21 protein-coding genes and 1 pseudogene are annotated in these 26,917 nt (G+C 71.3%); 14 read left to right on the forward strand and 8 right to left on the reverse strand.

All coding sequences use genetic code 11. The features are described from left to right. On the reverse strand, positions 1-1,205 hold a 1,205-nt coding region (locus ACTIFU_RS07135), incomplete at its 3' end, for a gamma-glutamyltransferase family protein (RefSeq protein WP_439577609.1). Positions 1,206-1,329: 124 nt separating this feature from the next. Here ACTIFU_RS07135 and ACTIFU_RS07140 point away from each other — a divergent pair. The 6 genes from ACTIFU_RS07140 (at position 1,330) to ACTIFU_RS07165 (ending at position 8,613) form a co-directional block, all read left to right on the forward strand. Further along, positions 1,330-4,188 (forward strand): molybdopterin oxidoreductase family protein, encoded by a 2,859-nt coding sequence (locus ACTIFU_RS07140; protein WP_439577610.1) that lies wholly within the window; start codon positions 1,330-1,332, stop codon positions 4,186-4,188. Further along, positions 4,185-4,916 carry a 4Fe-4S dicluster domain-containing protein gene (locus ACTIFU_RS07145; RefSeq protein ID WP_439577611.1) on the forward strand — a complete coding sequence of 244 codons (732 nt, stop codon included), beginning with the start codon at positions 4,185-4,187 and terminating at the stop codon, positions 4,914-4,916. Before ACTIFU_RS07140 ends, ACTIFU_RS07145 begins: the two co-directional genes overlap by 4 nt. Positions 4,917-4,920: 4 nt before the next feature. Then, positions 4,921-5,871 carry a dimethyl sulfoxide reductase anchor subunit family protein gene (locus ACTIFU_RS07150; RefSeq protein WP_439577612.1) on the forward strand — a complete coding sequence of 317 codons (951 nt, stop codon included), beginning with the start codon at positions 4,921-4,923 and terminating at the stop codon, positions 5,869-5,871. Between the two features lie 14 nt (positions 5,872-5,885). Next, positions 5,886-6,665, forward strand: coding sequence for a 2-oxo-tetronate isomerase (gene otnI, locus ACTIFU_RS07155; RefSeq protein ID WP_439577613.1), 780 nt, complete (start codon positions 5,886-5,888; stop codon positions 6,663-6,665). A 33-nt stretch (positions 6,666-6,698) separates the two neighbouring features. Then, a complete protein-coding gene (locus ACTIFU_RS07160) occupies positions 6,699-7,580 on the forward strand; it encodes a 2-hydroxy-3-oxopropionate reductase (RefSeq protein ID WP_439577614.1) in 882 nt (293 codons plus the stop codon). A 154-nt stretch (positions 7,581-7,734) separates the two neighbouring features. Continuing rightward, positions 7,735-8,613, forward strand: coding sequence for a helix-turn-helix domain-containing protein (locus ACTIFU_RS07165; protein WP_439577615.1), 879 nt, complete (start codon positions 7,735-7,737; stop codon positions 8,611-8,613). Positions 8,614-8,616: 3 nt separating this feature from the next. On the opposite strand, the gene ACTIFU_RS07170 is transcribed toward ACTIFU_RS07165, so the two are convergent. Together ACTIFU_RS07170 and ACTIFU_RS07175 are read right to left on the reverse strand one after the other, a co-directional pair. Continuing rightward, positions 8,617-11,202, reverse strand: coding sequence for a bifunctional acetate--CoA ligase family protein/GNAT family N-acetyltransferase (locus tag ACTIFU_RS07170; protein ID WP_439577616.1), 2,586 nt, complete (start codon positions 11,200-11,202; stop codon positions 8,617-8,619). A gap of 110 nt (positions 11,203-11,312) precedes the next feature. Continuing rightward, the gene (locus ACTIFU_RS07175; protein ID WP_439577617.1) at positions 11,313-12,140 is read right to left on the reverse strand and encodes a class I SAM-dependent methyltransferase; all 828 of its coding nucleotides are present in this window, start codon (positions 12,138-12,140) and stop codon (positions 11,313-11,315) included. Between the two features lie 248 nt (positions 12,141-12,388). On the opposite strand from ACTIFU_RS07175, the gene ACTIFU_RS07180 reads away from it, so the two are divergent. From ACTIFU_RS07180 to ACTIFU_RS07215, 8 genes and pseudogenes are all read left to right on the forward strand, one after another. Then, on the forward strand, positions 12,389-13,348 hold the full coding sequence (locus ACTIFU_RS07180) for a cupin domain-containing protein (protein WP_439577618.1): 960 nt from the start codon (positions 12,389-12,391) through the stop codon (positions 13,346-13,348). A 374-nt stretch (positions 13,349-13,722) separates the two neighbouring features. Further along, positions 13,723-14,736, forward strand: a complete 1,014-nt coding sequence (locus ACTIFU_RS07185) for a Vgb family protein (RefSeq protein WP_439577619.1) — start codon at positions 13,723-13,725, stop codon at positions 14,734-14,736. Further along, positions 14,733-15,095, forward strand: a complete 363-nt coding sequence (locus ACTIFU_RS07190) for a c-type cytochrome (protein ID WP_439577620.1) — start codon at positions 14,733-14,735, stop codon at positions 15,093-15,095. Before ACTIFU_RS07185 ends, ACTIFU_RS07190 begins: the two co-directional genes overlap by 4 nt. A 129-nt stretch (positions 15,096-15,224) precedes the next feature. Continuing rightward, positions 15,225-16,385 carry an acyl-CoA dehydrogenase family protein gene (locus ACTIFU_RS07195; protein ID WP_439577621.1) on the forward strand — a complete coding sequence of 387 codons (1,161 nt, stop codon included), beginning with the start codon at positions 15,225-15,227 and terminating at the stop codon, positions 16,383-16,385. Further along, positions 16,382-18,424 carry an acetate--CoA ligase family protein gene (locus tag ACTIFU_RS07200; protein WP_439577622.1) on the forward strand — a complete coding sequence of 681 codons (2,043 nt, stop codon included), beginning with the start codon at positions 16,382-16,384 and terminating at the stop codon, positions 18,422-18,424. Before ACTIFU_RS07195 ends, ACTIFU_RS07200 begins: the two co-directional genes overlap by 4 nt. Then, positions 18,421-18,606, forward strand: a pseudogene (locus ACTIFU_RS07205) (NAD(P)-binding domain-containing protein); the annotation flags it as partial. The gene ACTIFU_RS07200 and the pseudogene ACTIFU_RS07205, both read left to right, overlap by 4 nt. A 67-nt stretch (positions 18,607-18,673) precedes the next feature. Next, positions 18,674-18,796, forward strand: a complete 123-nt coding sequence (locus ACTIFU_RS07210) for a hypothetical protein (RefSeq protein ID WP_439577640.1) — start codon at positions 18,674-18,676, stop codon at positions 18,794-18,796. A gap of 249 nt (positions 18,797-19,045) precedes the next feature. Then, positions 19,046-20,446, forward strand: coding sequence for a TIGR03013 family XrtA/PEP-CTERM system glycosyltransferase (locus ACTIFU_RS07215; RefSeq protein WP_439577623.1), 1,401 nt, complete (start codon positions 19,046-19,048; stop codon positions 20,444-20,446). 1 nt (position 20,447) lies between these two features. Here the strand turns inward: ACTIFU_RS07215 and ACTIFU_RS07220 are convergent, their stop codons facing one another. From ACTIFU_RS07220 to ACTIFU_RS07240, 5 genes are all read right to left on the reverse strand, one after another. Next, a complete protein-coding gene (locus ACTIFU_RS07220; protein WP_439577624.1) occupies positions 20,448-21,794 on the reverse strand; it encodes a TldD/PmbA family protein in 1,347 nt (448 codons plus the stop codon). Further along, the gene (locus ACTIFU_RS07225; RefSeq protein WP_439577625.1) at positions 21,791-23,062 is read right to left on the reverse strand and encodes a M16 family metallopeptidase; all 1,272 of its coding nucleotides are present in this window, start codon (positions 23,060-23,062) and stop codon (positions 21,791-21,793) included. The genes ACTIFU_RS07220 and ACTIFU_RS07225 overlap by 4 nt, the downstream gene beginning before the upstream one ends. Then, positions 23,059-24,465, reverse strand: a complete 1,407-nt coding sequence (thrC, locus tag ACTIFU_RS07230) for a threonine synthase (RefSeq protein ID WP_439577626.1) — start codon at positions 24,463-24,465, stop codon at positions 23,059-23,061. The genes ACTIFU_RS07225 and thrC overlap by 4 nt, the downstream gene beginning before the upstream one ends. 67 nt (positions 24,466-24,532) lie before the next feature. Continuing rightward, positions 24,533-25,819, reverse strand: a complete 1,287-nt coding sequence (locus ACTIFU_RS07235; RefSeq protein ID WP_439577627.1) for an NCS2 family permease — start codon at positions 25,817-25,819, stop codon at positions 24,533-24,535. A gap of 269 nt (positions 25,820-26,088) precedes the next feature. Beyond that, positions 26,089-26,907, reverse strand: coding sequence for a class I SAM-dependent methyltransferase (locus ACTIFU_RS07240; protein WP_439577628.1), 819 nt, complete (start codon positions 26,905-26,907; stop codon positions 26,089-26,091). Positions 26,908-26,917: the final 10 nt, after the last annotated feature.

A 26,917-nucleotide genomic window follows, 5' to 3' on the forward strand; every position in this document is an offset into this window, starting at 1 on the left:
GTGGGCTCGCCCGCGCCGACATTGCTGCCATAGCTCGCGGCCGAACGGTCCTTCGCCGCGTGATCGACCCAGGGGGTGGCCCGCCCAGGCACCTCGCCGGGGCGGAGCTCCATCGAGGCGCGATCGCCGATCAGCTTGCGGCGCGCGTCGTTGTACCCGTCCGACAGAAGATGCGCGATCGGAACATCGACGAAGTCCGGATCGCCGTACCAGGCCTCGCGGTCGGCGAAGGCGAGCTTCTGCGCCTCGATCACCGTGTGCAGGAACGCGGCCGAAACCGGCCCCATCGCCGCGAGGTCGAAGCGCTTCAGCAGCGCCAGCGTCTGCAGATAGGCGGGGCCCTGGCTCCAGACGCCGCATTTCAGCACCGTCACGCCGGCGTAATCGTAGGTGAGCGGGTCCTCGTAGGAGGCAGACCAGCGGGCGAGATCATCCGCCGACAGCAGGCCGCGGTGGCGCCGTCCGGTGACGTCCATGATCTCGGCGCTGCGCATGAAGCGGTCGATCGCCTCGGCGACGAAGCCGCGATACCAGGCGGCGCGCGCGGCATCGATCTGCGCCACACGGTCGGACCCGGCCGCCTCGGCCTCGCGCACGATGCGCGTGTAGGTCTCGGCAAGTGCGGTGTTGCGGAACAGCGAGCCGGGCGCGGGCACCTTGCCGCCGGGCAGGAACACGGCGGCGGAGGTTGTCCACTCCTGCTCGAATAGCGGCTGCATGGTCGCGATCGTCGCCGGGATGCGCGGCACCAGCGGCACGCCGTCGCGCGCGTAGCCGATCGCGGGGGCGAGCGCTTCGGCCACCGAGATCGTGCCGTGATCGCGCAGCATCAGCATCCAGGCATCGAACGCGCCGGGCACCACGGCGGGCAGCAGACCGGTGCCGGGCACGAGGTCGAGGCCGAGCTCGTCGCGCAGCTTCGTGACCGTCGCCGCTTCGGGCGCCGGACCTTGGCCGCAGATCACGCGCTGACGGTTCTCGCGCGCGCTGTGGAGGATGATCGGCACGTCGCCGGCAGGCCCGTTCAGATGCGGCTCGGCCACCTGGAGCGTGAACCCGGCGGCGACCGCGGCATCGAACGCGTTGCCCCCGCGCTCGAGCACGCCCATGCCGACCGCGGAGGCGATCCAGTGCGTCGACGCGACCACGCCGAATGTGCCCAGCACCTCGGGGCGGGTGGAAAACTCGGGCGACCAGGATGTCATCGCGCTCCTCCGATGGATCGGCGACCCTACTCGGCACGGGCCAGCCGGAAAAGCCACGCCGGGGCATTTGACGCCCAGGCTGCCAGCACCTAGCGTCCGGCGCCGGAGCCGCCAGGACCCCTGCATGGAACGTCTCGATCCTTCGCCACCCGTCTCGGACGAGGTGAAGTGCACCACCTGCTACATGTGCGCCTGCCGCTGCGGCATCCGCGTGCACCTGAAGAACGGGCAGATCCGCTACATCGAGGGCAACCGCGACCATCCGGTGAACAAGGGCGTGCTCTGCGCCAAGGGTTCGGCCGGGATCATGAACCACTACTCGCCGGCACGGCTGCGCAAGCCCTTGAAGCGTGTGGGCGAGCGCGGCTCGGGCGACTTCGCCGAGATCGAATGGGACGAGGCGCTGGCGACCGCCGAGGCCTGGCTGCGCGAGGCGCGCGCGACCGATCCGCGCAAGCTCGCCTTCTACACCGGACGCGACCAGAGCCAGGGGCTCACCGGCTGGTGGGCGCAGGCCTTTGGGACGCCGAACTACGCGGCACACGGGGGGTTCTGTTCGGTGAACATGGCCGCCGCGGGCCTCTACACGCTCGGCGGGTCGTTCTGGGAGTTCGGCGAGCCCGATTTCGAGCGCGCCAGGCTGTTCCTGATGTTCGGCGTGGCCGAGGATCACGACAGCAACCCGATCAAGATGGGGCTCGCGGAGCTCAAGAAGCGCGGCGCGACCTTCATCTCGGTCAATCCGGTGCGCACCGGCTACTCCGCGATCGCCGATCGCTGGGTGCCGATCCGCCCCGGCACGGACGGCGCGCTCGTGTTGGCGCTGGTGCACGAGCTGCTGAAATCGCGGCGCGTGGATCTCGACTTCCTCGCGGACTATACGAATGCGGGCTGGCTGGTGATCGACGATCCGCGCGCGGCCGATGACGGGCTGTTCGCGCGCGACGAGGCGGGCACGCCGCTCGTGCTGGATCGCGGCGGTTCGCTCAGGCCCTGGAACGCCGACGGCGTGCGGCCGGCGCTCGCCCAGCCCGCCACGCTGGCGGACGGGCGGCGCTCCAAGCCGGTCTTCATGCTGACGGTGGAACGCTATCTCGACGAGCGCTATTCGGCCGACGCCGCAGCGGCGGTCACCGGCCTGCCGGCGGAGGAGATCCGCGGGCTCGCCGCCGAGCTTGCGCGCGTCGCCTTCGACGAGCGGATCGAGATCGCGCAGGCCTGGACCGACTGGCGCGGCGTCACCCACGATCGTTTCGTCGGCCGGCCGGTCTCGCTGCACGCGATGCGCGGCATTTCCGCGCACGCCAACGGGTTCCAGACCTGCCGCGCGCTGCATCTGCTGCAACTGCTGCTCGGCGCGATCGATACCCCCGGCTCGTGGCGCTACAAGTCGCCCTATCCGCGCCCGATCCCGCCGCCGATCCGTCCCGGCGGCAAGCCGGGCGAGCTCGCGCCGAACACGCCGATGCCGCGCCCGCCGCTCGGCTTCCCGATGGGACCGGAGGACCTTCTGGTCGAGGCGGACGGGCGGCCGGTGCGGCTGGATCAGGGCTATTCCTGGGAAGCGCCGATCGCCGCACACGGGCTGATGCATCTCGTCATCCGCAACGCCTGGGCGGGCGAGCCGTACCCGATCGACGTGCTGTTCCTGTACATGGCGAACATGGCCTGGAACTCGGCCATGAACGCCGCCGGCACGGTGGCGATGCTGACCGACAAGCACGCCGACGGCACCTACAGGATCCCGCGCATCATCTACTCGGACGCGTTCTTCAGCGAGACCGTGCCCTATGCCGATCTGATCCTGCCCGACACCACGTATCTGGAACGATACGACTGCATCTCGCTGCTCGACCGCCCGATCGGCAAGCCCGAGGGGCCGGGCGATGCGATCCGCCACCCGATCGTCGCCCCCGACCGCGACGTCCGCCCCTTCCAGGACGTGCTGCTGGAGCTCGGCGCGCGGCTCGGCCTGCCGGGCATGGTGACCGAGGACGGCGCGCCGAGATTCCCCGGCGGCTACGCCGACTACATCGTCAACCACGAGCGCGGCCCCGGCATCGGCCCGCTCGCCGGCTGGCGCGGCGCGGACGGCGAGAGCCACGGCAAGGGTGCGCCGAACCCGAAGCAACTCGAGCGCTACATCGCCAATGGCGGGTTCTGGCACTACGAGCTGCCGCACGACGCGCTGTTCTTCAAGTTCGCCAACAGGGCGTATCTCGATCACGCCGTCGCCTTCGGGCTGATCGGCAAGCCCGAGCCGATCGTGCTGCAGCTCTATGTCGAGCCGTTGCAGCGCTTCCGCCTCGCCGCGCGCGGGCACGGACCGATCCAGCCGCCCGAGCATCTGCGCGAGCGCGTCGCGACGCATTGCGATCCGCTGCCCGAGTGGCACCCGCCCTTCGAGGGGCAGATGGTGTCGGACGCCGCCTTCCCGCTCTACGCGGTCACGCAGCGGCCGGCGGCGATGTACCACTCCTGGGGCAGCCAGAACGCCTGGCTGCGCCAGATCCACGGCCAGAACCGGCTCTACATGAACCGCGCGACGGGCGAGGCGCTCGGCATCGCCGATGACGACTGGGTGCACGTCACCTCGCATCACGGCAAGATCACCGTGCAGGCGAAGCTGATGGAGGGGGTGGAGCCGCACACGGTCTGGACCTGGAACGCGATCGGCAAGCGCGCCGGGGCCTGGAACCTCGATCCGGGCGCGCGCGAGGCGACGCACGGCTTCCTGCTCAACCACCTGATCAGCGAGATGCTGCCGGACGGCACGCTGCCGAACGCCGACCCGATCACGGGGCAGGCCGCGTGGTACGACCTGCGCGTGCGCGTCGAGAAGGCCACCGTCGCGCCGGCGGCGGCCGAGCCAGCTCTGCCGTCGCTCGTCAAGCCGCCGGGCCTCGGCCACGCGCCCGGCATCCTGCGCTACGGCGCGCAGTTCGGCCGCAGCCCCGAGCGCCGCAAGGTCGCCGCGGAATGACCAGCCTGCCCGACACGCCGCCGACGAAGCGCCTCGGTCTCGTCATCGATCTCGACACCTGCGTCGGCTGCCATGCCTGCGCGGTGAACTGCAAGGAGTGGAACGCCGGCGGGCACTCCGCGCCGCTGACGGATCTCGATCCCTACGGCGCGAACGCGACGGGTGTGTGGTTCAACCGCATCCACAGCTTCGAGGCGGGTGAGGGCAGGGCAGGGCGCACCGTGAACTTCCCGAAGTCCTGCCTGCACTGCGACGAGCCTGCATGCGTCACCGTCTGCCCCACCGGCGCCTCCTACAAGCGCGCCGAGGACGGGATCGTGCTGGTCAATCCCGATACCTGCATCGGCTGCAAGCTCTGCTCCTGGGCCTGCCCCTACGGCGCGCGCGAGTACGACGAGGACGAGGGGGTGATGAAGAAATGCACCCTCTGCGTCGATCGCATCTACAACGAGACGATCCCCGAGCCCGACCGGGTGCCCGCCTGCGTCTCCACCTGCCCGGCGTATGCGCGCCACTTCGGCGACCTCGCCGACCCTGACAGCGCGGTGTCGCGGCTGGTCGCCGAGCGCGGCGGCTACGACCTGATGCCGGAGCTCGGCTACAAGCCCGTGAACAAGTATCTCCCGCCGCGGCCCGGCAAGCCGGCGCCGGCCCCGCAACCGGCCGAGCCCGACACCGAGGGGCTCTCGGGCTTCCTCGGCTGGGTCGACCGTATGCTGTCGCGCTGATCCCGTGCATCCAGCTCCCTCCGTCATCGTCTTCACCGTCGCCTCGGGCGCGGGCTACGGGCTGCTCGCGACGCTCGCGCTGCTCGCGGCCTTCGGCGCGATCGCGCCCTCGCTCTGGCTCGGCCTCGTCGGCTTCGGGCTCGCGCTCGCGCTGATCAGCGCGGGGCTGCTCGCCTCGACGCTGCATCTCGGCCATCCCGAGCGGGCGTGGCGCGCGTTCAGCCAGTGGCGCTCGTCCTGGCTGTCGCGCGAGGGTGTGGCCGCGGTCGCGACCTACCTGCCGGCCGGGCTGCTCGCGCTGCTCTTCAGCGTCTTTGCGCCCGGGCGCGGCACGCTCGTGCTGCTCGGCCTGCTGACCGCCGCAGGCGCGGTCGTCACGGTGGTCTGCACGGCGATGATCTACCGCTCGCTCAAGCCGATCCATGCCTGGTGCAACCATTGGACGGTGCCCGGCTATCTCGCGCTCGGGGCCGCGACCGGGCTCACGCTCGCCTTCGCGGTGCTCGGCGCGTTCGGTGAGCGCGCGGCCGGCCCTGTCGGCATCGCCGCGATCCTCGGCCTTGCCGCCGCGTGGTGGGTGAAGCGCAGCTACTGGGCCTTCCTCGAAGTCGTGCCGGCGGCATCCACCCCCGAGACCGCGACCGGGCTCGGGCGGATCGGCAAGGTCCGGCTGCTCGATCCGCCGCATACCGGCGAGAACTTCCTGACCAAGGAGATGGGCTTCCGCATCGCGCGCAAGCACGCGGGCCGGTTGCGCGTGATCGCGGTGATCGGCGGGATCGTGCTGCCGGCCGCCTTCGTGGTGATCGCGCTGGCGACCGCCCAGCCGATCAACAGCCTGGCTGCGGCGCTTGCGGCGGTGCTCGCCTTCGCCGGCGCGCTGGTCGAGCGCTGGCTGTTCTTCGCCGAGGCCAGGCACACGACGATGCTCTACTACGGCGCGACGAGCGCCTGAACGGGGGAAGCACCATGCCGAAATTCGCCGCCAACCTGTCGATGATGTACACCGACGTGCCGTTCCTTCAGCGCTTCGAGCGCGCCGCGACCTCGGGCTTCCGCGCGGTCGAGTTCCTGTTCCCCTACGACTACAGCCCCGGCGAGGTGACCCAGGCGACGCGCGCGGTCGGCCTGGAGGTGGTGCTGTTCAACACCGTGCCGGGCGACTGGTCGAAGGGCGAGCGTGGGCTGGCCGCCCAGCCCGGCCGCGAGGCGGAGTTCCGCGCCGGCGTGGCCAAGGCGCTGGAATACGCCGATGCGCTGGGATGCCGGCACATCCACGCCATGGCCGGGCTGGTGGCCGAGGGGGCCGACCGGGACGCGATGCGCGCCACGTATCTCGAGAACCTGCGCTTTGCCGCCGAGGCCGCCGGCAAGACCGGCGTGACCGCGCTGATCGAGCCGATCAACACCCGCGACATCCCTGGCTTCTTCCTGAACTACACCGAGGAGGCGGCGGCGATCATCGCCGAGCTCGGCGTGCCCAACCTCAGGATCCAGTTCGACATCTACCACCGCCAGATCATGCAGGGCGATCTCACGCCGGCGATCGAGACGCACCTGCCTCTGATCGCGCACATGCAGCTTGCCGACACGCCTGGGCGGAACGAGCCCGGCACCGGCGAGATCAACTACCCGTTCCTGTTCGAGGCGATCGACCGCCTGGGCTACACGGGCTGGATCGGCTGCGAGTACCGCCCCAAGGGCGAGACCGAGGCCGGGCTCGGCTGGTTCAAGTCCTATCGCGGCTGACCCACGCCCCATCCTTCCAAGGGAGACACACGCATGAAGATCGGATTCATCGGCCTTGGCATCATGGGCCGCCCGATGGCGCTCAATCTGAAGAAGGCCGGGCACGACCTGATCGTGCCGGAGCGCGGCAGCCTGACCGACGAGATCCGTGCCGCGGCGACGGTGGTGGCGGACGCGAAGGCGGTCGCCGCCGGCGCGGAGGTGGTGATCCTGATGGTGCCCGACACCCCGGATGTCGAGCGCGTGCTGTTCGGCGCGAGCGGTGTCGCCGAGGGGCTGAAGCCCGGCACGCTGGTGATCGACATGTCCTCGATCTCGCCGACCGCGACCAAGGACTTCGCGCGTCGGATCAACGAGAAGGGCTGCGACTATCTCGACGCGCCGGTCTCGGGCGGCGAGGTGGGCGCGAAGAACGCCGCGCTGACCATCATGGTCGGGGGGCCCGAGGCGGCGTTCGAGCGGGCCAAGCCGCTGTTCGAGGCGATGGGCAAGAACATCACCCTCGTCGGCGGCAACGGCGCTGGCCAGACCTGCAAGGTGGCAAACCAGATCATCGTCGCGCTGAACCTTCAGGCCGTCTCGGAAGCCCTTGTCTTCGCGGCAAAGGCGGGCGCCGATCCGGCCAAGGTGCGGCAGGCCCTGATGGGCGGCTTCGCCAATTCGCGCATCCTCGAAGTGCATGCCGAGCGGATGATCAAGCGCACCTTCGCGCCCGGTTTCCGCATCCGGCTGCACCAGAAGGACCTGAACCTGGCGCTGCAGTCCGCGCGCGAGATGAACATGAGCCTGCCCAACACCGCGATTGCGCAGCAGATGTTCTCCGCCGTCGCGGCCGCCGGCGGGGCCGATCTCGATCACTCGGCGATGGTGCAGGCAATCGAGACGCTCGCCGCGTCTAAGGTCGCGGAAGGCTGACGCAATGCGCGCGCTGCGTCTGTGGCGTGGGACGATATTGCGCCCTTGAAGCGAGTCGCCTTGGGGCGTATTTCTTGCGCGGAGAGGATCGCCTCAGGACTGAGACGGCGTTGCGCCCAGCCGAGGGTGCGCCTCCGCCCGGGAGACAGGGACCATGCGCTTCACCGAGATCGGCCAGCAGCTTCGGCAGTACCGCCTGGAGTCCGGGCTGCGCGCCGAGGAGATCGCCGCCCGGCTCGGCGTCAGCCGCGCCGCCCTCTACCGCTACGAGAAGGGCGAGGTCATCAAGCTTGACACCATCAAGCGGCTGGCCGAGCTCCTCAAGATCTCGCCGCTCAGCCTGCTCGGCATCGGTGTCGAGTACGTCTCGCGCGCCACCGTCTATTTCGACCGCATCCGCGTGATCGAGGAGAGCACCGACCAGATCCTCCAGGTCGCCGGCCAGCCCCCCTACCTCGTCACGTCCGATGCCTTCGATTCGGCGCTGGCCGAAGTGCTGGCCGAAGCGGCCGACGCCGCAGGACCCGAGCGTTCCACCCTGCGGGCCCAGTCGGATCAGCTGCTGGGCATTCTCCAGGGCCGCAAGAAGGTCTACCAGGCGCGCCGGCCGTCGATCATCGCGATCCTGACGGTGAGCGCACTGCAGCGGTTCCTCGAAGGGGGAGTCGGGGCCGCCGTGGCGGTGTCGGACCGCGCGCGGGCCCAGGCGCGCGCCGTGGCGATGGCCGAGGTCGAGAACATCGCGGCGCTCATGGAGGCGGAGCCGATCGGCGTGCAGCTCGGGCTGATGGGCGCGAGCGAACCCAACGGCGCGTTCCGGATCCTGCGCTCGCGGGAGCGGGCCTACTTGGCTATCAACCCGTTCCGACTGGATGTTCACCCGACATCGCAGACCGGCGTGGCCATGATCACCGGCGCCGACGAGGCGCTGGCGACGCACCAGAAGGTGGCCGAGGCGCTGTGGCGCGACGCGCTCAAGGGCGGGGCTGCGGCCGCGCGCGTGCGCGAACTGGTGCGCGCCGCGCGCGGCTGACCGCTACCGGTTGAGCTCCAGCCGGGCCGTCAGCAGCTCGGGGTCATCCGCGTGCCGGGCGAGCGCGAAGCCCAGCCGCTCGACGAAGCGGATCATCGGCCGGTTCTCGGCCAGCACCTCGCCGGTGATGCTTTGCAGCCCCTCGACCCGCGCCCAGGCGATCGCCTTCTCCATCAGCGTCCGCCCGAGCCCCAGCCCCTTCAGGTCCGAGCGCACCACCACCGCGAACTCGGCTGAGGGCGCGGCCGGATCGCGCACCAGCCGCACGACGCCGAGCGTCTCGGGCGTACCGTCCGGACCCGGCGCCGCAGCGATGAAGGCCATCTCGCGGTCGTAGTCGATCTGGGTCATGCGCGCGATCTGCTCGGCCGAGAGGGCGGCGATCGAGGCGAAGAAGCGCCGGCGCACATCCTCGGGCGAGAGCCTGGCGAAGAACGCGGCATGCGCCTCGGCGTCCTCCGGGCGGATCGGGCGCAGCGTGGCGCTCCGCCCGTCGGGCAGGCGCGCGGTCTCCTCCAGCTCGGCCGGATAGGGCGCGATCGCGAGATGCGCCGTGCCGGTGGCGGGCTCCGGATCGATCGCGATCCAGGCATCCACTGCCATCACTCCGCTCGGCCCTGCCATCAGCGGGTTCACGTCGAGGGCCGCGATGTCGGGCCAGTCCACCGCGAGCTGGCTGATCCGCACCAGCACCTCGGTGAGCGCGGCCCGGTCCACGACCGGCCGGTCGCGCTGGCCGTCCAGCAGTCCGGCAATCCGGCTGCGGCGGACCAGCTCGGCCGCAAGGGGAAGGTTCAGTGGCGGCAGCCCGACCGAGCGGTCGCCGATCAGCGCAGACGCCGTCCCGCCGGCGCCGAAGCCGATCGTCGCGCCGAACATCGGATCGCGGCCGAGCCGGATCGCGAGTTCCTGGGCATCGCGCCGCCCGACCTGGCGCTGCACCAGGAAGCCTGCGAGCCGGGCCTCCGGCGCGCGGCGCACGACCCGCGCGGTCATCGCCTCGGCGGCCAACCGCACCGATGCCTCGTTCTCGAGCTCGAGCGCCACCCCGCCCACCGCGGTCTTGTGCGGCAGATCGGGCGAGCGGACCTTCAGCACGACCGGGACCCCGAGGGCCGCAGCTGCGGCCGCGACCGACGCGGCATCGCGCGCCACGCGCGTCGGCACGGTCGGGATGCCGTAGGCCGCGAGCACGGCGAAGGCCTCGTCCTCGGTGAGCGTGGTGCGCCCCGCACGCCGCGCGACGGCGAGGACCCGCCGGACGCTCTCGCGATCCGGGGTGGCCGAGAGCACGGTGCGCGGCGGAAGCTCGCGCGCGGCCTGGCGGGCGCGGCGATGCTCCACCAGCAGCCCAGCGGCGGCGGCGGCGCGTTCCGGCGTCGGGAAGGCGGGGATGCCGGCCGCGTCGAGCCGGCGGCGATCCGCGCCTGCCTCGCCCGGCCAGACCGCGAGCAGCGGTACCCGGCGCGGCATCGCCATGGCGGTCGCGAGCGCCTCGGCGGCCGGGCTCGCGACCCCGGGTGCAGCGGCCTCGGGCACGTGCACCGCGATCACCGCATCGGCGGCGCCGCGCAGCCCGGCCAGCGCAGCCGCGACCTCGGCGAGCCGGTTGGGCGGCGCATCATCGCCGAGGATCACCGGGTTGGCGTGTGCGTTCCCCGGCGGGACAAGCACCTCAAGGGCCTGGGCGGCATCCTCGGTCGGGGGCGCGAGCGCGATCCCCTGCCCGGCGAGCGCGCGCGCGACGAGCCCGCCGAGCGCCCGGGTCGCCGAGACCACCACAATCCGCTCGCCGTCGAGCGGGCGGGCGCGGGTCAGCGTGCCGAGCGCGGCCAGCATCGCATCCAGCCCGTCGACAGTGAGGATTCCAGCCCGGCGCAACGCGGCCTCGAACACGGCATCCGCCGGCAGGGCATCCGGCGCCGGCGCGTCGGGGGCGGTGCGGATCGCCACCACGACGCGGCCGCGCGCGGCGGCGCGGGCGGCGGACAGGAAGCCGCGGCGATGCTTGATCCGGCTGACCTCGAGCAGGATCGCGCTCGTGCCCGGGTCGCGCGACAGCCAGTCCAGCGTGTCGGTGAAGCCGAGGTCGTCGTTGCGCCCGAGCCCGACCACGTGGCTGAAGCCGAGCCCGTGGGCGGCGGCGTGGTCGAGCACGGCGCGGGCGAAGCCGCGCGACTGGCCGACCAGGGCGAGCGGGCCCGGCTGGGGCATCGGCTTGGCGAGCGACGCATTCAGCCCGAGCCCCGGCACCATCAGGCCGAGCGCGTGGCCGCCGAGGAAGCGCGGCCGTGCGCCAGGGGTCGCCGGTGCCGGCCCGGTCAGGATGGCAGCCCCGGTGCCAAGCGCGGCGAGACGCGCGAGCACCGCATCCGGGGGGCCGATGGTCGCAACCACGGCGAGATCCGGAGCGGCAGGCGGCGCATCGAGTTGGTCGGCCGCGAACGCGTGGATCGCGCCGGCGAAGCCGCCCGCCCGCAGGTTCGCCAGCACCGACGCGGCGGCGGGATCGTCGCCGATCACCGCCACCGAGGCCGGACGGAACAGCCGCGCGAGCGGCAGGCGCTGAAAGGGCAGTATGGCTGTCATGGTTGCTGCGATGCAGCATGAGGGTCCTGACAGCCTGGCGCAAGCGCGGCGCGATGACGTCGGCAAAGCGTGACCGGGCGGCGGCGTCCGCCCGGTCGGCCAACAGGGTGCTACGCCTTCATGATCACCACTTCGAGGTAGTTCGACGGCACGATCAGCGTGTCAGGCCCGCCGCGGTTGTGCTGGCCGGCGAGCGCGAGCAGATCGGCCTCCAGCGCGATCTGGCCCGCCGCGTCGAGCGCGGCGAAGGCGCGGTTGGTCGGCCCGTACCAGGTGCGGAACACATCCAGCCAGTGCGCCGCCGAGCGGTAGCGGAAGGTGAAGGTCTGCACCGTCGCCTGCACCCACTGGCCAGGGAAGAGCTCCTTCAGCCGCGCCTCGGTGCCCCAGAGTGCGGGCGAGCGCAGGCCGGCGGGCGGCGGCAGGTGCTTGCCGATGGTCTTGAAGAGCTGGCCGATGAAGCTGTCGGGTGTCCAGTTGGCCAGCCCGATCGCGCCGCCGACGCGCAGCACGCGCAGCATCTCGGCTGCCGCCTTCTCCTGGTTGGGCGTGAACATCACGCCGAAGGTGGAGAGCACGGCATCGAAGCTGCCGTCCGGGAAGGGCAGATCCTCGGCATCCGCCTCCTGGAACGTGACCGGCAGCCGTTCCGCCGCCGCTCGCTCGCGCGCACGCTCGAGCAGGGCGCCGACATAGTCGGTCGAGGTCACCTCGGCGTAGCGGCGCGCGGCGGCGAGGGTCGCGTTGCCGTTGCCGGCGGCGACGTCGAGCACCTGAGCACCGGCGCGCAGGTCGATCGCCTCGCAGAGCCGCTCACCGACGATCTGCAGCGTCGTGCCCACCACCGCGTAGTCGCCCGAGGCCCAGGCGGCCTGCTGGCGCTGCTTGATCGCGGCGAGATCGGGCGGGGAGGGGGTCGCGAGTGTGTCGGTGGTCATCGTGGTCTCCATCTCGTGTCTTGACCGCCGCGTGCGCAGCACCATGCTGCAACACGCCCGAAACACGCGCGTGATCCGCTGCCTTGCCAGGAGCGTATGGCCTGGACGGAGGCGAGGTGATCGCTGCGCGGGGCGTGTATGCTGATCGCGGTCATCGCATGGCCGTGGATACAGGACGTCACCCCGCACGGGAATGACTACGGAACCGGATCATCTGGCCGCGCGTCCAGAACATCAGGGTGGTTGCGATGGCGGATCCACTGTCGGCCGTGCTGCGCTCGGTGCGCCTCTCGGGCGGCGTGTTTGTCGATGCGCGCTTCACTGCGCCATGGTGCGTGCGCACCCGCCTCACCGCGGCGGACTGGAGTGGGTTCCTCGCGAAGCCGACCCAGGTGATCGCGTATCACGTCGTCATCGCGGGCGAGCTCGTGCTGTCGATCGGCAACGAGCCGCCTGTGCGGGTGCGCGCGGGCGAGATCGCGCTGCTGACGCGCAACGACGACCACGTGATGGCGAGCGGCCCAGGGCTCGAACCGGCCGAAGCCGATGCGCTGATCCAGCACGCGCCGGAAGGCGGGCTTGCGCGCATCGTGCATGGTGGCGGCGGCGCGGCGGTGCACATGATCTGCGGCTTCCTCGGCAGCGAGGACGAGCACGCTGTGTTGCTGGCGTCGCTGCCGCGCCTGCTGACTCTCGACATCCGCGCGGCCGCGTCGCGCGACTGGATCGAGGCCTCGGTTCGGTTCGCCGCGCAGGAGCTGACCGAGGGGCGGCTCGCGACCTCGAACGTGATGACGCGGCTCTCCGAGGTGCTGCTGGTCGAGGCGGTCCGGCACTACACCGCGCAGCGCCCTGCCGCCGAGACCGGCTGGCTGAACGGGCTCGCCGATCCGCAGATCGGGCGCGCGCTCGCACTGATGCACGGCGATCTTCGCGCGCCCTGGACTGCGGAGAGGCTCGCGCGCGCGGTCGCGATGTCGCGCAGCGCGTTCATGGACCGGTTCCGCGCGCGGATCGGCGTGCCGCCGATCCGCTACCTCACGGCGCTGCGGCTTCAGGCGGCTCGGCTGCACCTGCGTGAGTCGGACCGGCCCGTGGGACAGCTCGCGCACCTGGTCGGATATGAGTCGGAGGAGGCATTCAGCCGTGCCTTCAAGCGCGAATACGGGGTGTCACCGGCGCATTGGCGCGAGCGGCTCGCAGCCTAGTGCGCGCCCCGATCTCGCCGGGCTGATCGGCCGTCCCGTCGCGGGCGATTCCGACCACGACCAGTTGCCCGTCCTGCGTGCCGCACGCGCGGCCGGCGAGGTCTGGGACCGCGAGCGGCTCGAGCCTTTCCTGCGCAACCCGGAGGCGATCCATCCCGGGATCTGGATGGGCTGAACCGCGCTCCGCGGCGCGGAGGATCGCGCCGTGCTGGCTGCCGGCCCCCGTCCGAAGGGCCAACAGGCGGACGGTCTCACGGGAGCGTGCAGGGGCGACCCGTTGCGATTGCCGTCGCAGCGATCGATAAGTGGTATGTGCGAGGCCCTCGGCCATCGCCGTGGCTGCCCCGCTGGATGACCGGAGAAGGACCGTAGCCATGCATCGTCGTTCCCTTCTCGCCTTGACCGGCATGACGCTCGCGGCCCCCCCGTTGCTGCGCGGACGCAGTGTCGAGGCCGCGACACCTTCCCCGCCGGGGTACCGGGTGACCTATTTCGACGCCTCGACACCGGGCAGCGGCCGGGTCGGCTCGCGCGACATCACGGCAGCCGGCGACGGAACGTTCTGGTTCTGCGGCCAGCGCAATGGCACCTTGAACCGGCTTGATCCGCGGACGGGTGTTGTTCGGGTGGTGAACCTCGGTGACGGTGCACGCCCGCACGGCGTGGTGCGCGGGCCGGATGGCGCGGCGTGGGTGACCGAGGGCGGGCAGAACGCGGTCGCCCGCGTCGATCCGGCCGATCACCGCGTGACCCTCTGGCGCCTGCCGGAGCGGTTCCCGAATACCAACCTCAACACGGGGGTGTTCGACGACCGCGGCACCTATTGGTTCACCGGCCAGAACGGCATTATCGGCCGCTTCGTGCCGGCAACCGAGCGGATGGATGTCTGGGAGGCGCCGCGCGGCCGCGGGCCCTACGGCATCACCAAGACCCCACAGGGCGGCATCTGGTACGTCTCTCTTGCCGGCAGCTATCTCGCCGAGATCGAGGACCTTGAGGCCGCGCGCGTGCGCATCGTCGAGCCGCCGACCCCGAACCAGGGCGCGCGTCGTGTCTGGACCGACGGCCAGGGGCGGCTCTGGATCAGCGAGTGGAACAGCGGCAACGTCTCGATGCACGACCCGCGCGACGGCTCGTGGCAGGTCTGGAAGCTGCCGGGCGAGCGCCCACGTGCCTACTCGGTCTGGGTCGATCCGTCGGACAAGGTGTGGCTGACCGACTTCGCCGCGAACGCGATCGTCCGCTTCGACCCGACGACCCAAACTTTCCTCTCCTTCCCTTCAGACCGACCGGGCGCCAATGTCCGGCAAATGGACGGCGTCGCTGGCGAGGCCTGGGGTGGGGAGAGCGGCACCGACCGGATGGTGCGCATCGAATACGGTCTGTGAGGCTGGCACTGCTGCCGGTGCTGCTGGTGGCGGCACCGGCGCTCGCCGCCGACGGTGCGGCGCTGTTCGAGACGCATTGTGCGTCATGCCACGCGGCAGTGTCCGGCGCGCCCGCGGGGGCGGGGCCCAATCTCGGCGGGTTGATGGGGCGCGCGGTCGCGAGCGACCCCGACTACGACTATTCACCCGTGCTCAGGGCCGCGCGCGATGCCGGTGAGGTCTGGGACCCCGCGACGCTGGAGCGGTTCCTGCGGGACCCTGAGGCGATGTTCCCTGGCATCTGGATGGGCGGAACCTCGCTCCGCGGTGACACCGATCGCGCTGCGATCGCCGCTTACCTGGCCGGCCAGGCGCCGTAGCACTGGCCAAGCCGTTCGCTGTACCGATCTTGGCCGTGCCGGTTTGGACGCGTAGGGCGATCTGATGCCATCTGCCGGGCGCTGATCGCCGCCGTCGGTGCGTGCGAGTGAGAAGGGAACGGCCGCGACATGGATTTCCACCTGACCCCGGAGCAGCGCGCCTTTCGGGAGAGCGTGCGACGCTTCGCCGAGCGTCATCTCGCCGCCGGCGCGGTCGTGCGCGCGCATGCCGAGGACTTCCCCTGGGACATCGCCGCGCTCATGGCGGAGAGCGGCCTGTTCGGCATCATGCTCGCGGAGGAGGATGGCGGGCAGGGCGGCACGCTGATGGACGCGGTGCTCGCGGCCGAGGAGGTCGCGAGCGTCTGTCCGCGCTCGGCCGATGTGCTCCAGGCCGGCAATTTCGGCGCCTTCCGCACCTTCGCCGAGTACGCGACACCGACGCAGAAGGAGCGCTGGTTCGCGCCGCTGCTTGCCGGCAGGGCGATCTGCGCCGTCGGCATGACCGAGCCCGAGGCGGGCTCGGCGCTGACCGATCTGCGCTCCTCCTGCACGCCGGACGGCAACGGCTTCCGGCTGAACGGCGGCAAGGTGTTCACCTCGAACAGCGACGACGCTTCGGTGTTCCTGATCTACTGCCGCTTCGGCCCCGGCACGGAGGGGATCGGCAGCGTGATCCTCGAACGCGGCATGGACGGGTTCACCCTTGGCGAGAGGCGGCGCTACCTGAACGGCGAGATCTGGCGGCCATTGCATTTCGACAACGTGTTCATCCCGCCCGAGCACGTGCTCCTGAAGGAAGGTGGGTTCCGCAAGCAGATCGCCGGCTTCAATGTCGAGCGCGTCGGCAACAGCGCGCGGTCGCGCGCGGTCGGCGAATGCGCGTTCCGGATCGCGAAGGAGCACGCCGAGACGCGCGTGCAGTTCGCCCGCAGGCTGATGGAGTTCCAGGGGCTGCAGTGGAAGTTCGCCGAGATGCGCGTGGCGCTCGACGGCGCGCAGCTGCTGCTCTACCGCGCCGCCGCCAATGCCGGCCGCGGCCTGCCCGATCCGCAGGAGGTCGCGATCGCCAAGTACGCCTGCAACCAGGCCGGCTGGCTCGCGGTCAACGAGGCGATGCAGGTGATGGGCGGCACCGGCTACTCCGATGACGTGCTGGTGGAGTACTGCCTGCGCAAGTCGCGCGGCTGGATGATCGCCGGCGGGTCGCTGGAGATGATGAGGAACCGCATCGCCGAGGGCGTGTTCGGCCGGTCCTTCCCGCAGCGTCCGCCCCGGTCCGGGGCATGACGCCGCTCGCGCGGGCGCTCCTGTCGCCGCGGCGCATCGCCCTCGTCGGCGCCTCGGCCGATCCCTCGCGGCTGACCGCGCGCGTGCAGATCCACCTGCGCCGCCACGGCTTCGACGGCGAGATCCTGCCGATCAACCCGCGCGCGGAGACGATCCTGGGTGAGCGTGCGTATCCCTCGCTCGACGACGCGCCGGGGCCGATTGACCATGCCTTCATCCTGCTCGGCGCGGAGCGCGTCGAGGAGGCGGTCGTCGCCTGCGCGCGCAGGCAGGTTCCGGTGGCGATGATCCTGTCCGACGGTTTCGCTGAATCGGGCGCCGAGGGCGCGGCACGGCAGGAGCGCCTGCTCGTGGCCGCACGCGCGGGCGGGGTGCGGCTGCTCGGGCCCAACTGCATCGGGCTGATCAACGTGCCCGCCCGCACCGCCCTCTCGGTCAATGCCGTCCTCGCGATGGAGCCGCCGCTGCCGGCGGGCCGCACCGCGCTGATCAGCCACTCGGGCAGCCTGATCGGCGCGATCCTGAGCCGCGGGGCCGCGCGCGGGCTCGGCTACTCGGTGCTGGCGGCGACCGGCAACGAGGCCGATCTCGGCGCGGCCGACCTGCTGGCGATGCTCGCCGAGGACGACGGCACCGACGTGATTGCGCTGTTCCTCGAAACGATTCGCGATCCTGGCGGCCTGCGCGCGGCCGCGGCGTGCGCGTTCGACGCCGGCAAGGCGGTGATCGCCTACAAGCTCGGCCGCTCGGCATCGGGCGCGGCGATGGCGGTCTCGCATACCGGCGCGGTGGCGGGCGCGGATGCGGCGGTGGACGCGCTGCTGGCGGCAAGCGGCATCGCGCGGCTCGACAGTTTCGAAGCGCTGATCGAGGCGGCGCCGCTGTTCGCGTCCGCCCGCCCGCTGGCCACGCCGCGCCGCGCGATCTCGGTCGTCACGACGACCGGCGGGGCGGCGGCGCTGGTGGTCGATCGCCTCGGGCTTGCCGGGATTGCGGCGGCCGAGGTGCGCGACATGACGCTCGCCGGAACGCAGCCGGACCGGATCGCCGAGGCGCTCGGGGCCGCGCTCGCCGATCAGCGATCGGATGCGGCGGTCGCGGTGATCGGCTCGTCGGCGCAGTTCCGGCCCGAGGACAGCGTGGCCGGCGTGCTGCGCGCGGCGAGCGGGGGGGCGGGCAAGCCCGTCGCCGCCTTCCTCGCACCCGACGCCCCGGAGAGTGCGCGACGGCTCGCAGCCGCGGGAATCGCCTGCTTCCGCACGCCGGAGGCGGCAGCCGATGCGCTACGGGCACGGATCCTGTGGCGCGTGCCGACGGCGGCGGTCGAGGTGGGCGATGTCGCTGAGGCCGCACGAGTGCTCGTCGCCGCGGACGGCCCCGTGCTCGATGAGTGGCAGGCGCGCGCGGTGTTCGCCGCGCTCGGCGTGCCCGACGGCGGTGCCGAGCTGGTCAGCAGCCCCGACACGATCGATGCGGTTGCGCACCGGCTAGGCTTCCCGCTTGCGCTGAAGGCGGTCTCGTCCGTCCTGCCGCACAAGACCGAGTCCGGCGCCGTAGCGCTGGACCTGGAGGACGCGGAGGCGCTTCGCACCGCGATCCGTGCGATGCGCGCGCGGCTGTCCGGCGTCCCTGTGCGGGGGTTCCTGCTCGCGCCGATGCAACGCGGGGTGGGCGAGGCGCTGGTCGGGTTCCGGCGTGATCCGCAGGCCGGCGCTGTCGTGGTGCTGGGTGCGGGCGGCGTGCTCGCGGAGCTGATGCCGCCGCCGGCGATCGCGCCCGCGCCGCTGTCGCCCGGTCAGGCGCAGACCCTGGTCGAGGCCGCGCCGCTCGCGCATCTGCGGGGCGCGCGTGGCCGTGACCGTGGCGACCTCGCCGCGCTCGCCGAGACGGTCGCTGCGGTCTCGCGCATCGCCGCCTTGCCGGAGGTGATGGAGGCGGAGATCAATCCGCTGCTGGTCCGGCGCGAGGGAGAGGGCGTGGCCATGCTGGATGCACTGGTGGTGCGCCGATGGCCCGCGGCGGAGGAGACCTCCTCATGACAACACGCGAGCCGATCGCCCCGCCGGCGCCGGTCGCCTTCATCGGCCTCGGCGTGATGGCGGCGGCGATGGCGGCGAATACAGGGCACGCGGGCTTCGCCTTGACGGTGCAGACCCGCACCCGCGTCAAGGCCGCTGCCCTCGACGCCATGGGCGCACGATGCGCCGGCACGCCGGCCGAGGTGATGCGCGGCCCTGCTCGGCGGCTCGGCGCGCTCCTTCGTACTCGAGAACCACGCGCGGCGGATCATCGACGGCAACGACACGCCCGGCTTCCGCTCCGAACTGATGCGCAAGGACCTGCGGCTCGCCGCCGCGACCGCGCGTGACCACGGCGGTTCGCCCCGGCGACCGCGCTTGCCGCGCAGATGACGCAGGCGCCTGTCGCCAGCGGCGGGCAAGCTCGGGACGTGTCGTCGCTTGGCGCCCTGGTCGGCGCGCTCTCGGGGCTGTCCCGGATCGGCTGACCTTGCCTGGCGAGCCGCTGGTGTCTTGATCTGCAACGATCCGGTAGTCGACACCCAGGCATGCGGCGCGCTACATCCTTGGGCCGCCGCCCGGCAGCCTCCCCTCGCTGACCGCCGTGCGGCCCCCCAACCGGACCGCGACACGCGCTTCTCGATGGCAGTTCCAACCGTCCCAGGACTTTCCGCCGGCCTGGCGCTGCTGGCGACCGACGCCGTGCTGCTTGCTCTCGGCTGGCCGATCATCGCAGGGATCGCGCTGATCCCCGTGCCGCCGCAGAACCAGCCGGGGCTGATCCCGCTCCTGATGCACCCGCTGGCGTTCCTGCTGTTTCTCTATGCCCTTGGCCTCTACCGCCGCGATGCACTGCTCGAGACGCGCAAGTCGCTCGGTCGCGTCCCGATCGCGGCTGGGCTCGGCGGTTTGGTCGCTTCGGGCGCCGCATATTTCCTGCCGCCTCCCTTCGCGACCGCGGGGTCGGCGAACCTTCTCGCCGCGGCGATCCTCGGTCTTGTTCCGCTCGGCTGGTTCGCGCGCATCATCCTGTTCGCGCTGCTCGAACGCGGTGCGTTCCGCCGGCGGCTCATGATCGTCGGCGCCGGGCAGCGGGCCTGGGACATGGTGTGGCTGCTCAAGCGCGAGGGCCGGACGCTCGGCTTCGACATCACCTTCGTCCACGAGCCGTCGATGGGCGAGATCGATCCGAGGCTTGCGGAAGATGCTGGCAACCGGATCATCTCCGCATCGCGCGGCTTCCGGACCATCGCGGAGGAGATCGGCACGGACCTGATCGTGGTCGCCCCGGACGAGCGGCGCGGCATGCCGATGGAGGCGCTGCTGGCCTGCCGCACGGCCGGCTTTCCGGTGTTCGAGTACCACCGCTTCCTCGAGAAGGAGATCGGCCGGGTCGACGTGAAGCGGCTCGACTATGGCTGGCTGCTCTACTCGGACGGGTTCACCTTCACGATGGTGGACCTGGTGCTGAAGCGCGCGCTGGACATCGCCGCGAGCGCGGTCCTGCTGTTCCTCACCGCACCGTTCCTGGCAGCCGCCGCGGTTGCGGTGAAGGCGCAGGATGGCGGGCCGGCACTGTACCGCCAGGAGCGGGTGACGCGCGGCGGCCGGGTGTTCCGGATCATGAAGCTCCGCACCATGACGCAGAACGCCGAGCGGCAGGGCGCCGTCTGGGCCCAGGTGGGCGATCCGCGCGTGACGAAGATCGGCCGGTTCCTGCGCCGCACGCGACTCGACGAGCTGCCGCAGCTGATCAACATCCTCAAGGGCGACATGTCCTTTGTCGGGCCCCGGCCCGAACGGCCCGAGTTCGTCGCCGAGCTTGCAGCCAAGCTGCCGCTCTACAACGAGCGTCATCTCGTGCACGCGGGGCTCACCGGCTGGGCGCAGATCAACTACCCCTACGGCGCCTCGCTCGACGATGCGCGCTCAAAGCTCTCCTATGACCTCTACTACGTGAAGAACTTCAGCGTGCTGTTCGACGTGCTGATCATCCTCCAGACGCTGCGCGTGGTGCTGTGGCCCGGCGCGGGCGTGCGGTAGCTCAGGCGCCGGCGACCGTCAGCCCGTCGATCCGGATGGTCGGCGCGTCGGTGCCGCGCCGGAACCTCAGATCGTCCGCCGGCACGAGGCGCGCGAACATCTCCTTGAGGCTGCCGGCGATGGTGATCTCGCTCACCGGCTCGGCGAGCGCGCCGTTCCGGATCATGAACCCGGCCGCGCCACGGCTGTAGTCGCCGGTGACCATGTTGATCCCCATGCCGATCAGCTCGGTGACGTAGAGCCCCTCGGCGATGTCGGCCATCAGCGCCCCGGGCGAGGCTGCGCCCGGCGCGAGCCAGAGATTGGTGGTCGTGGGCGCCGGCACCGAGGACACGCCGCGCGCCGCGTGCCCGGTCGTCGCCATGCCGAGCATGCGCGCGCTGCGGCAGTCGAGGATCCAGGTCGTCAGAACGCCGTCCTCGATCACCGCGCGCGGCCGGCCCGCGATTCCCTCCGCGTCGAACGGGCGCGAGCGCAGCCCGCGCCTGCGCGTCGGGTCGTCGTGCACGGTGATGCCCGGCGCGAACAGCCGCGTGCCGAGCGTGTCCTTCAGGAAGGTCGTGCCACGCGCGACCGCCGCGCCATTCATCGCCGCCGACAGATGCGAGACCAGCGAGGCGGCCACACGCGGATGGTACACGACCGGCATGGTCGCCGTGCGCGGCCGGCGCGGGTTCAGCCGTGCCACTGCCTGTTCGCCGGCCCGCCTGCCGATCGCGGCGGCGTCATCGAGATCCTCCGCATGCACTGCGGTGGCATAGTCGTAGTCGCGCTCCATCCCCGTGCCGGTGCCGGCGAGCGCGGTCGCCGAGACGCCGTGACTCGTGCGTGCATAGGCGCCAGCGAAACCGTTCGAGGCGACGATCGTCACCGCGGCGATGCCCCAGTCGGCCGAGGCGCCCTCGCTGTTGGTCACGCCCGGCACGGCGAGTGCCGCGTCCTCGGCGGTGGCGGCGCGCGCATCGAGCGTGGCGACGTCGGGCTCGCCGGGCGCGACGAGATCGAGCGCGGCGAGCCGCCCGGCGAGGTCGGCCGCGCCGTCGGGTGCGTCCGCGAGCCCGGCATGCGGATCCTCGGGCACGGCGCGCGCCATCGCCACCGCGCGCTCGGCAAGGCGGGCGAAGCCGGCGGGGGAGTCGTCGGTGGTCGCGACCACAGCCTGGCGCCGGCCGACGAAGACGCGCAGCCCGATGTCGCGGCTCTCCGCGCGCTCCACCTGCTCGAGTGCGCCGAGCCGGCGCTGCACCGAGACCGACCGTCCCTCGGCCAGCATCGCTTCGGCAGCGTCGGCGCCGGCGCGCCTCGCCGCCGCGACGAGATCGTCGAGCCGCTCGGCCGCCTCGCTCACGCCGCGATCCGTTCGGCGATGGCGCCTATCGACGGCAGCGCGCCGATCGGCCCGATCGCGGCAAGGGTGGGGCGGGCGCGGAACATTCGCCGCGCGACGGCAGCGGCCTGCTCGGCCGTGACGGCGTTGATCCGCGCGACCGTCTCCTCGGTCGGCACGACGCGGCCCCAGGTCGCAATCTGGTGGGCGAGCTGCTCGCAGCGCGCGCCCGTGCTCTCCAGCGCCATCAGCACCGAAGCCTTGAGCTGCGCCTTGGCGCGGCGGAGCTCGTCCTCGGTGACACCGCGCTGCACGGCGGCGAGCTCGGCCGACACGACCGGCACCAGTTCCTTCACCTGCTCCTCCCCGGTGCCGGCATAGACGCCGAACAGCCCGTCATCGAGATAGGGCTGCACGAAGGAGGAGATCGCGTAGACGAGGCCGCGCTTCTCGCGCACCTCCTGGAACAGCCGGCTGGACATGCCCCCGCCCAGCAGCGTCGAGAGCAGCATCGCCGCGTGGTAGTCCGGATCGGTGAACGGCACGGCGGGAAAGCCGAGCACAAGATGCACCTGGTCGAGATCGTCCTCCTCGCGCCGCTCGCCGCCCCGGTAGCGCGCCGGCGCCTCGGGCTCCGGCTCGCCCGCGGGCAGTGCGGTGAAGTGGTGGCGCACGAGATCGAGGAACACGTCGTGGGTGATCGCGCCGGCCGCCGCGACGACGATGCGCGCCGGCGCGTAGTGGCGGCGCATGAAGCCGATCAGCGCCTCGCGGGGCATCGCGCCGATCGTCGCCTCGGTGCCGAGCGTGGGCAGGCCCATCGGCTGGTCCGGATAGGCTGCCTCCTGGAAGTGGTCGAACACCAGGTCGTCGGGCGTGTCGTTGGCCTGGCCGATCTCCTGGAGAATCACGCCGCGCTCGCGCTCGAATTCCTCCGGATCGAACACGGAATGCTGGAGGATGTCGGCGACGATGTCGGTCGCGAGCGCAGCATCCTCCTTCAGCACCTTGGCGTAGAACGCCGTGCGCTCGCGTGCGGTGTAGGCGTTCAGGTGGCCGCCGACATCCTCGATCTGCTCGGCGATCTGGGCGGCGGTCCGCCGCGCGGTGCCCTTGAACGCCATGTGCTCGAGGAAGTGCGACACGCCGTTCTCGGTCGCGCGCTCGTGGCGCGTGCCGGCGCCGACATAGGCGCCGAGGCTCACGGTCTCGACGCGCGGCATCGTTTCAGTCACGACCGTCAGCCCCGAGGGAAGGCGGGTGACCTGAATCGCGGGGTCGATGCTCATGCGGCGTTCCTCAATGCGGTGCCGCGCACGAGCGCCTCGATCGCGGCGAGGTCGTTGCGGGCGACGGTGAAGCGCTCGGGGCGGTCGAACAGGTCGGCGAGATGCGGCGGAAGGGCGGGGCGGATGCCGGTGGCACGTTCCACGGCGTCGGGGAACTTGGCCGGATGCGCGGTCGCGACGGCGATGACGGGCACATCCGTGTCCGTGGGCAGGCGCGCGCGCGCAGCCGCGATGCCGATCGCGCTGTGCGGGTCGGCGAGATAGCCGGACGTGCGGTGCAGGCGCGCGATCTCGGCGAGCGTGCCCTCGTCGTCCAGGCGGAAGGGGCGGAACAGCGCCGCTGCCTCGCGCCACGCGGCGTCGGGAACAGGCATTCGGCCGCCGTCGCGAAAGGTACGCATCGTCTCCGCCGTCGCCTGGCCGTCGCGGCCGAGCAGCTCGAACAACAGCCGCTCGAAATTGCTGCTCACCTGGATGTCCATGGACGGCGAGAGCGAGGGCTCGACCGCGGCGAGGCGCATGTCGTTCGCTTCGAGGAAGCGGGCGAGGATGTCGTTGCGGTTCGTGCCGACGATCAGCCGCTCGATCGGCAGGCCCATGCGCCGCGCGGCCCAGGCGGCGAGGACGTTGCCGAAGTTTCCCGTCGGCACGGCGAAGGCGACCCTGCGCTCCGGCGCCCCGAGCGCGAGCGCGGCCCACGCGTAGTAGGCGATCTGCGCCGCGATCCGCGCCCAATTGATCGAATTGACCGCCGAGAGCCGCATCTCGCGGCGGAAGGGCGCATCGGCGAACATCGCCTTCACGAGGTCCTGGCAGTCGTCGAACGAGCCCTCGACGGCGATGTTGCCGACATTGCCGCTGGCCACCGTGGTCATCTGCCGCCGCTGTACCTCGCTGACGCGCTGATGCGGGTGCAGGATCACGATCGCGAGCCGGTCGCGATCGCGGCAGGCCTCGATCGCGGCGGAGCCGGTGTCGCCCGAGGTCGCGCCGACGATCGTCACGCGCTCGCCGCGTCGGGCGAGCACATGGTCGAACAGCCGCCCCAGAAGCTGGAGCGCGAAATCCTTGAAGGCGAGGGTGGGGCCGTGGAACAGCTCGAGCGCGTACACCCGATGCTCGAGCTGCACCAGCGGCGCGACGGCGGCGTGGGCGAAGCCGGCATAGGCCTCGCGGCAAAGGCGGGTCAGGGTCGCCTCGTCGATCGCCCCGCCGACGAAGGGGGCCAGGATGCGGGCGGTCAGTTCGGGGTAGGGCAGGCCGCGCAGCGCGCGCCACTCGGCCGGCGAGAGCCCAGGCCAGGTCTCGGGCACGTAGAGCCCGCCATCCTCGGCGAGGCCGGCGAGCAGCACGTCACCGAAGCCGAGAACCGGCGCGGCGCCGCGGGTGGAGACATAGCGCATGACCGCCGGACATTAGGGATGGTGGCGGGGGGATGAAAGGGGGCCGGGCGCGGGGCTGCCGCGCCGGTCACGCCAGCGCGAACTTGAGGCAGAACACGGCCGCGAGGGCCAGCACGGCCGGGTTCGCCTGGTCGAACCGGCCGGCGAGCAGCTTGGCCGCAGCGTAGGTGATGAAGCCGAGCCCGATCCCGGTGGCGATCGAGAAGGTGAGCGGCATCGCCAGCGCGCAGACAACGGCCGGCGCGTAGTCGGTCGCGTCCTCCCAGTCGAGCTCGGCGAGCCCGCGCGCCATGATGGTCGCGACGTGCAGCAGGGCAGCCGCGGTCGCGTAGGCCGGGATCATGCCGGCGAGCGGCGAGAAGAACAGCGCGAAGCCGAACAGCGCCGCGACCACCACGGCGGTCAGCCCAGTGCGCCCGCCCACGGCCGCGCCCGCAGCACTCTCGACATAGCTCGTGGTGTTCGAGGTGCCGATCAGCGCGCCGATCACGGTCGCCGAGGAATCCGCGAGCAGTGCGCGGCCCACGTTCGGCACGCGTCCCTCGGCGTCGAGCAGCCCGGCGCGGTGGCACACGCCGACCAGCGTGCCGGCGGTGTCGAACAGGTCGACGAACAGCAGCGACAGCACCGCGACCAGGAACGGCATCTCGAACATGCGGGAGAAGTCGAGCGCGAACAGGGTCGGCGCCGGCGAGGGCGGGGCGGAGACGATGCCGGTGTAGCTGGTCAGGCCGAGTGGCAGGTCGAGCAGAGAGACCGCGAGGATGCCGATGATGGTCGCGCCGATCACGCGGCGCTGGGTGAGTGCCACCATCAGCACGAAGCCGAGCAGGCAGAGCAGCGCCGGCCAGCGGAACAGGTTGCCGAGTGTCACGAAGGTCGCCGGATGCGCGACGACGATGCCCGCGTTCTTCAGCGCGATGATGCCGAGAAACAGACCGATCCCGGCCGAGACCGCAAGCTTCAGGCTGCGCGGGATGGCGTTGATGATCGCCTCGCGCACCGGCAGGACGGAGAGGCCCACGAACAGCACGCCGGAGAGGAACACCGCCGCCAGTGCCTGCTGCCACGTGTAGCCCTGGGCGAGCACCAGTGCGAAGGCGAAATAGGCGTTCAGCCCCATCCCCGGCGCGAGCGCCACCGGCAGGTTGGCGTAGAGCCCCATGATCGCCGAACCCGCGATCGCCGCGACGGCAGTGGCGACGAACACGGAGTCGCGCGGCATCCCTGCCTCGCCCAGGATCGCTGGGTTGACGAACAGGATGTAGGCCATGGTGAGGAAGGTGGTGAGGCCCGCCAGCGCCTCGGTGCGCAGGCTGGTGCCTGCGGCGGTCAGGCCGAAAGTGCGGTCCACGCGCTCTGCCCTCTTCGCTTGTCCGGCCGGCGACTCGGCGTCCTTGCCGGTATGGTAAGCGAACAGTCCGGCGGCGAGATAGGCGTGCGGGACGGCGGGACGTGACGGCAGGCGGCGAGGAGAGGGGCGCGATTACCGGAGCATCCGGGTCCGCGGATCAATGAGCTGCTGCCATAGAGCTGGTGCCGGGTGCGGCCCGCCACCCGAACTTCCGACATGTACATGGTGATCAACAAGGTGGCAGACAGCGCGACCCGGATTTGGCTCAGCTACTTTGGCACGCGGCCCTTGATCGCGTTCGCGCGAGCGCCATAGGTGAGCCGTCCTGCGGCGTCCGCTGGCAGACGCCTGCGCACTCGCCCTTTAAGCTCGGCCGCGTCCCCTTGAGCCATTGCCGCGATTGCCGGGCCGATGGTGCCGCCCTTCAGGTTGATCGTCCAAAAGTCGTCGAAGTCCGCAAACGTCCGGCGCACCGTGATCTCTCGCGTCTCTACCGCCTCGAGACCCGAGCCCGTCCACAAGTCTCGCAACGCTTCCTGTCTCGACGACCCCAATTGCGGCGGCTGCGGAGGTGAAAGACCCATCGCACGCATCTCGCCAAGGATCGGATCGAGCGGGAAGCCGCCACTCAGCATATCCCACACATAGGTCGCAACGATGCCGCCCGAACCGACCACGCGAACCATTTCCATGATGCCTCTTGCAGGATTCGGGACGAAGACGATTACGAGCGCCATGACCGCAGCGTCAAACCTGTGCGCCGGGAAGGGTAGCGCCATGGCATCGCCCTTATGGAACGCTGCAGAGCGAGACCCAGGTCGCGTACGCGCAAAAGCGAGCTGCCCTTCGGACGGATCGACCCCATGGACCTCCGACGGGACACAGCGCTCGAAAAGCAGATCGGTAAAGGCCCCATTGCCGCAGCCGATATCGATCCACCGTAAGCCCGCAGGTGGAGCCAACCAATCAAGAAAAATCTCGCCAGCAAGCCGGCTCCAGATCCCCATCACCTGCTCATAGCTGGCGCCGTCGTCGAAGCGAATCCCCTGTTCGGACACGTCAACTTCCCCGTCAGCGATAGCCACCATGGATGAGGCC

The sequence above is a fragment of the Elioraea sp. genome (assembly GCF_051860475.1).
Classification (GTDB): domain Bacteria; phylum Pseudomonadota; class Alphaproteobacteria; order Acetobacterales; family Acetobacteraceae; genus Elioraea.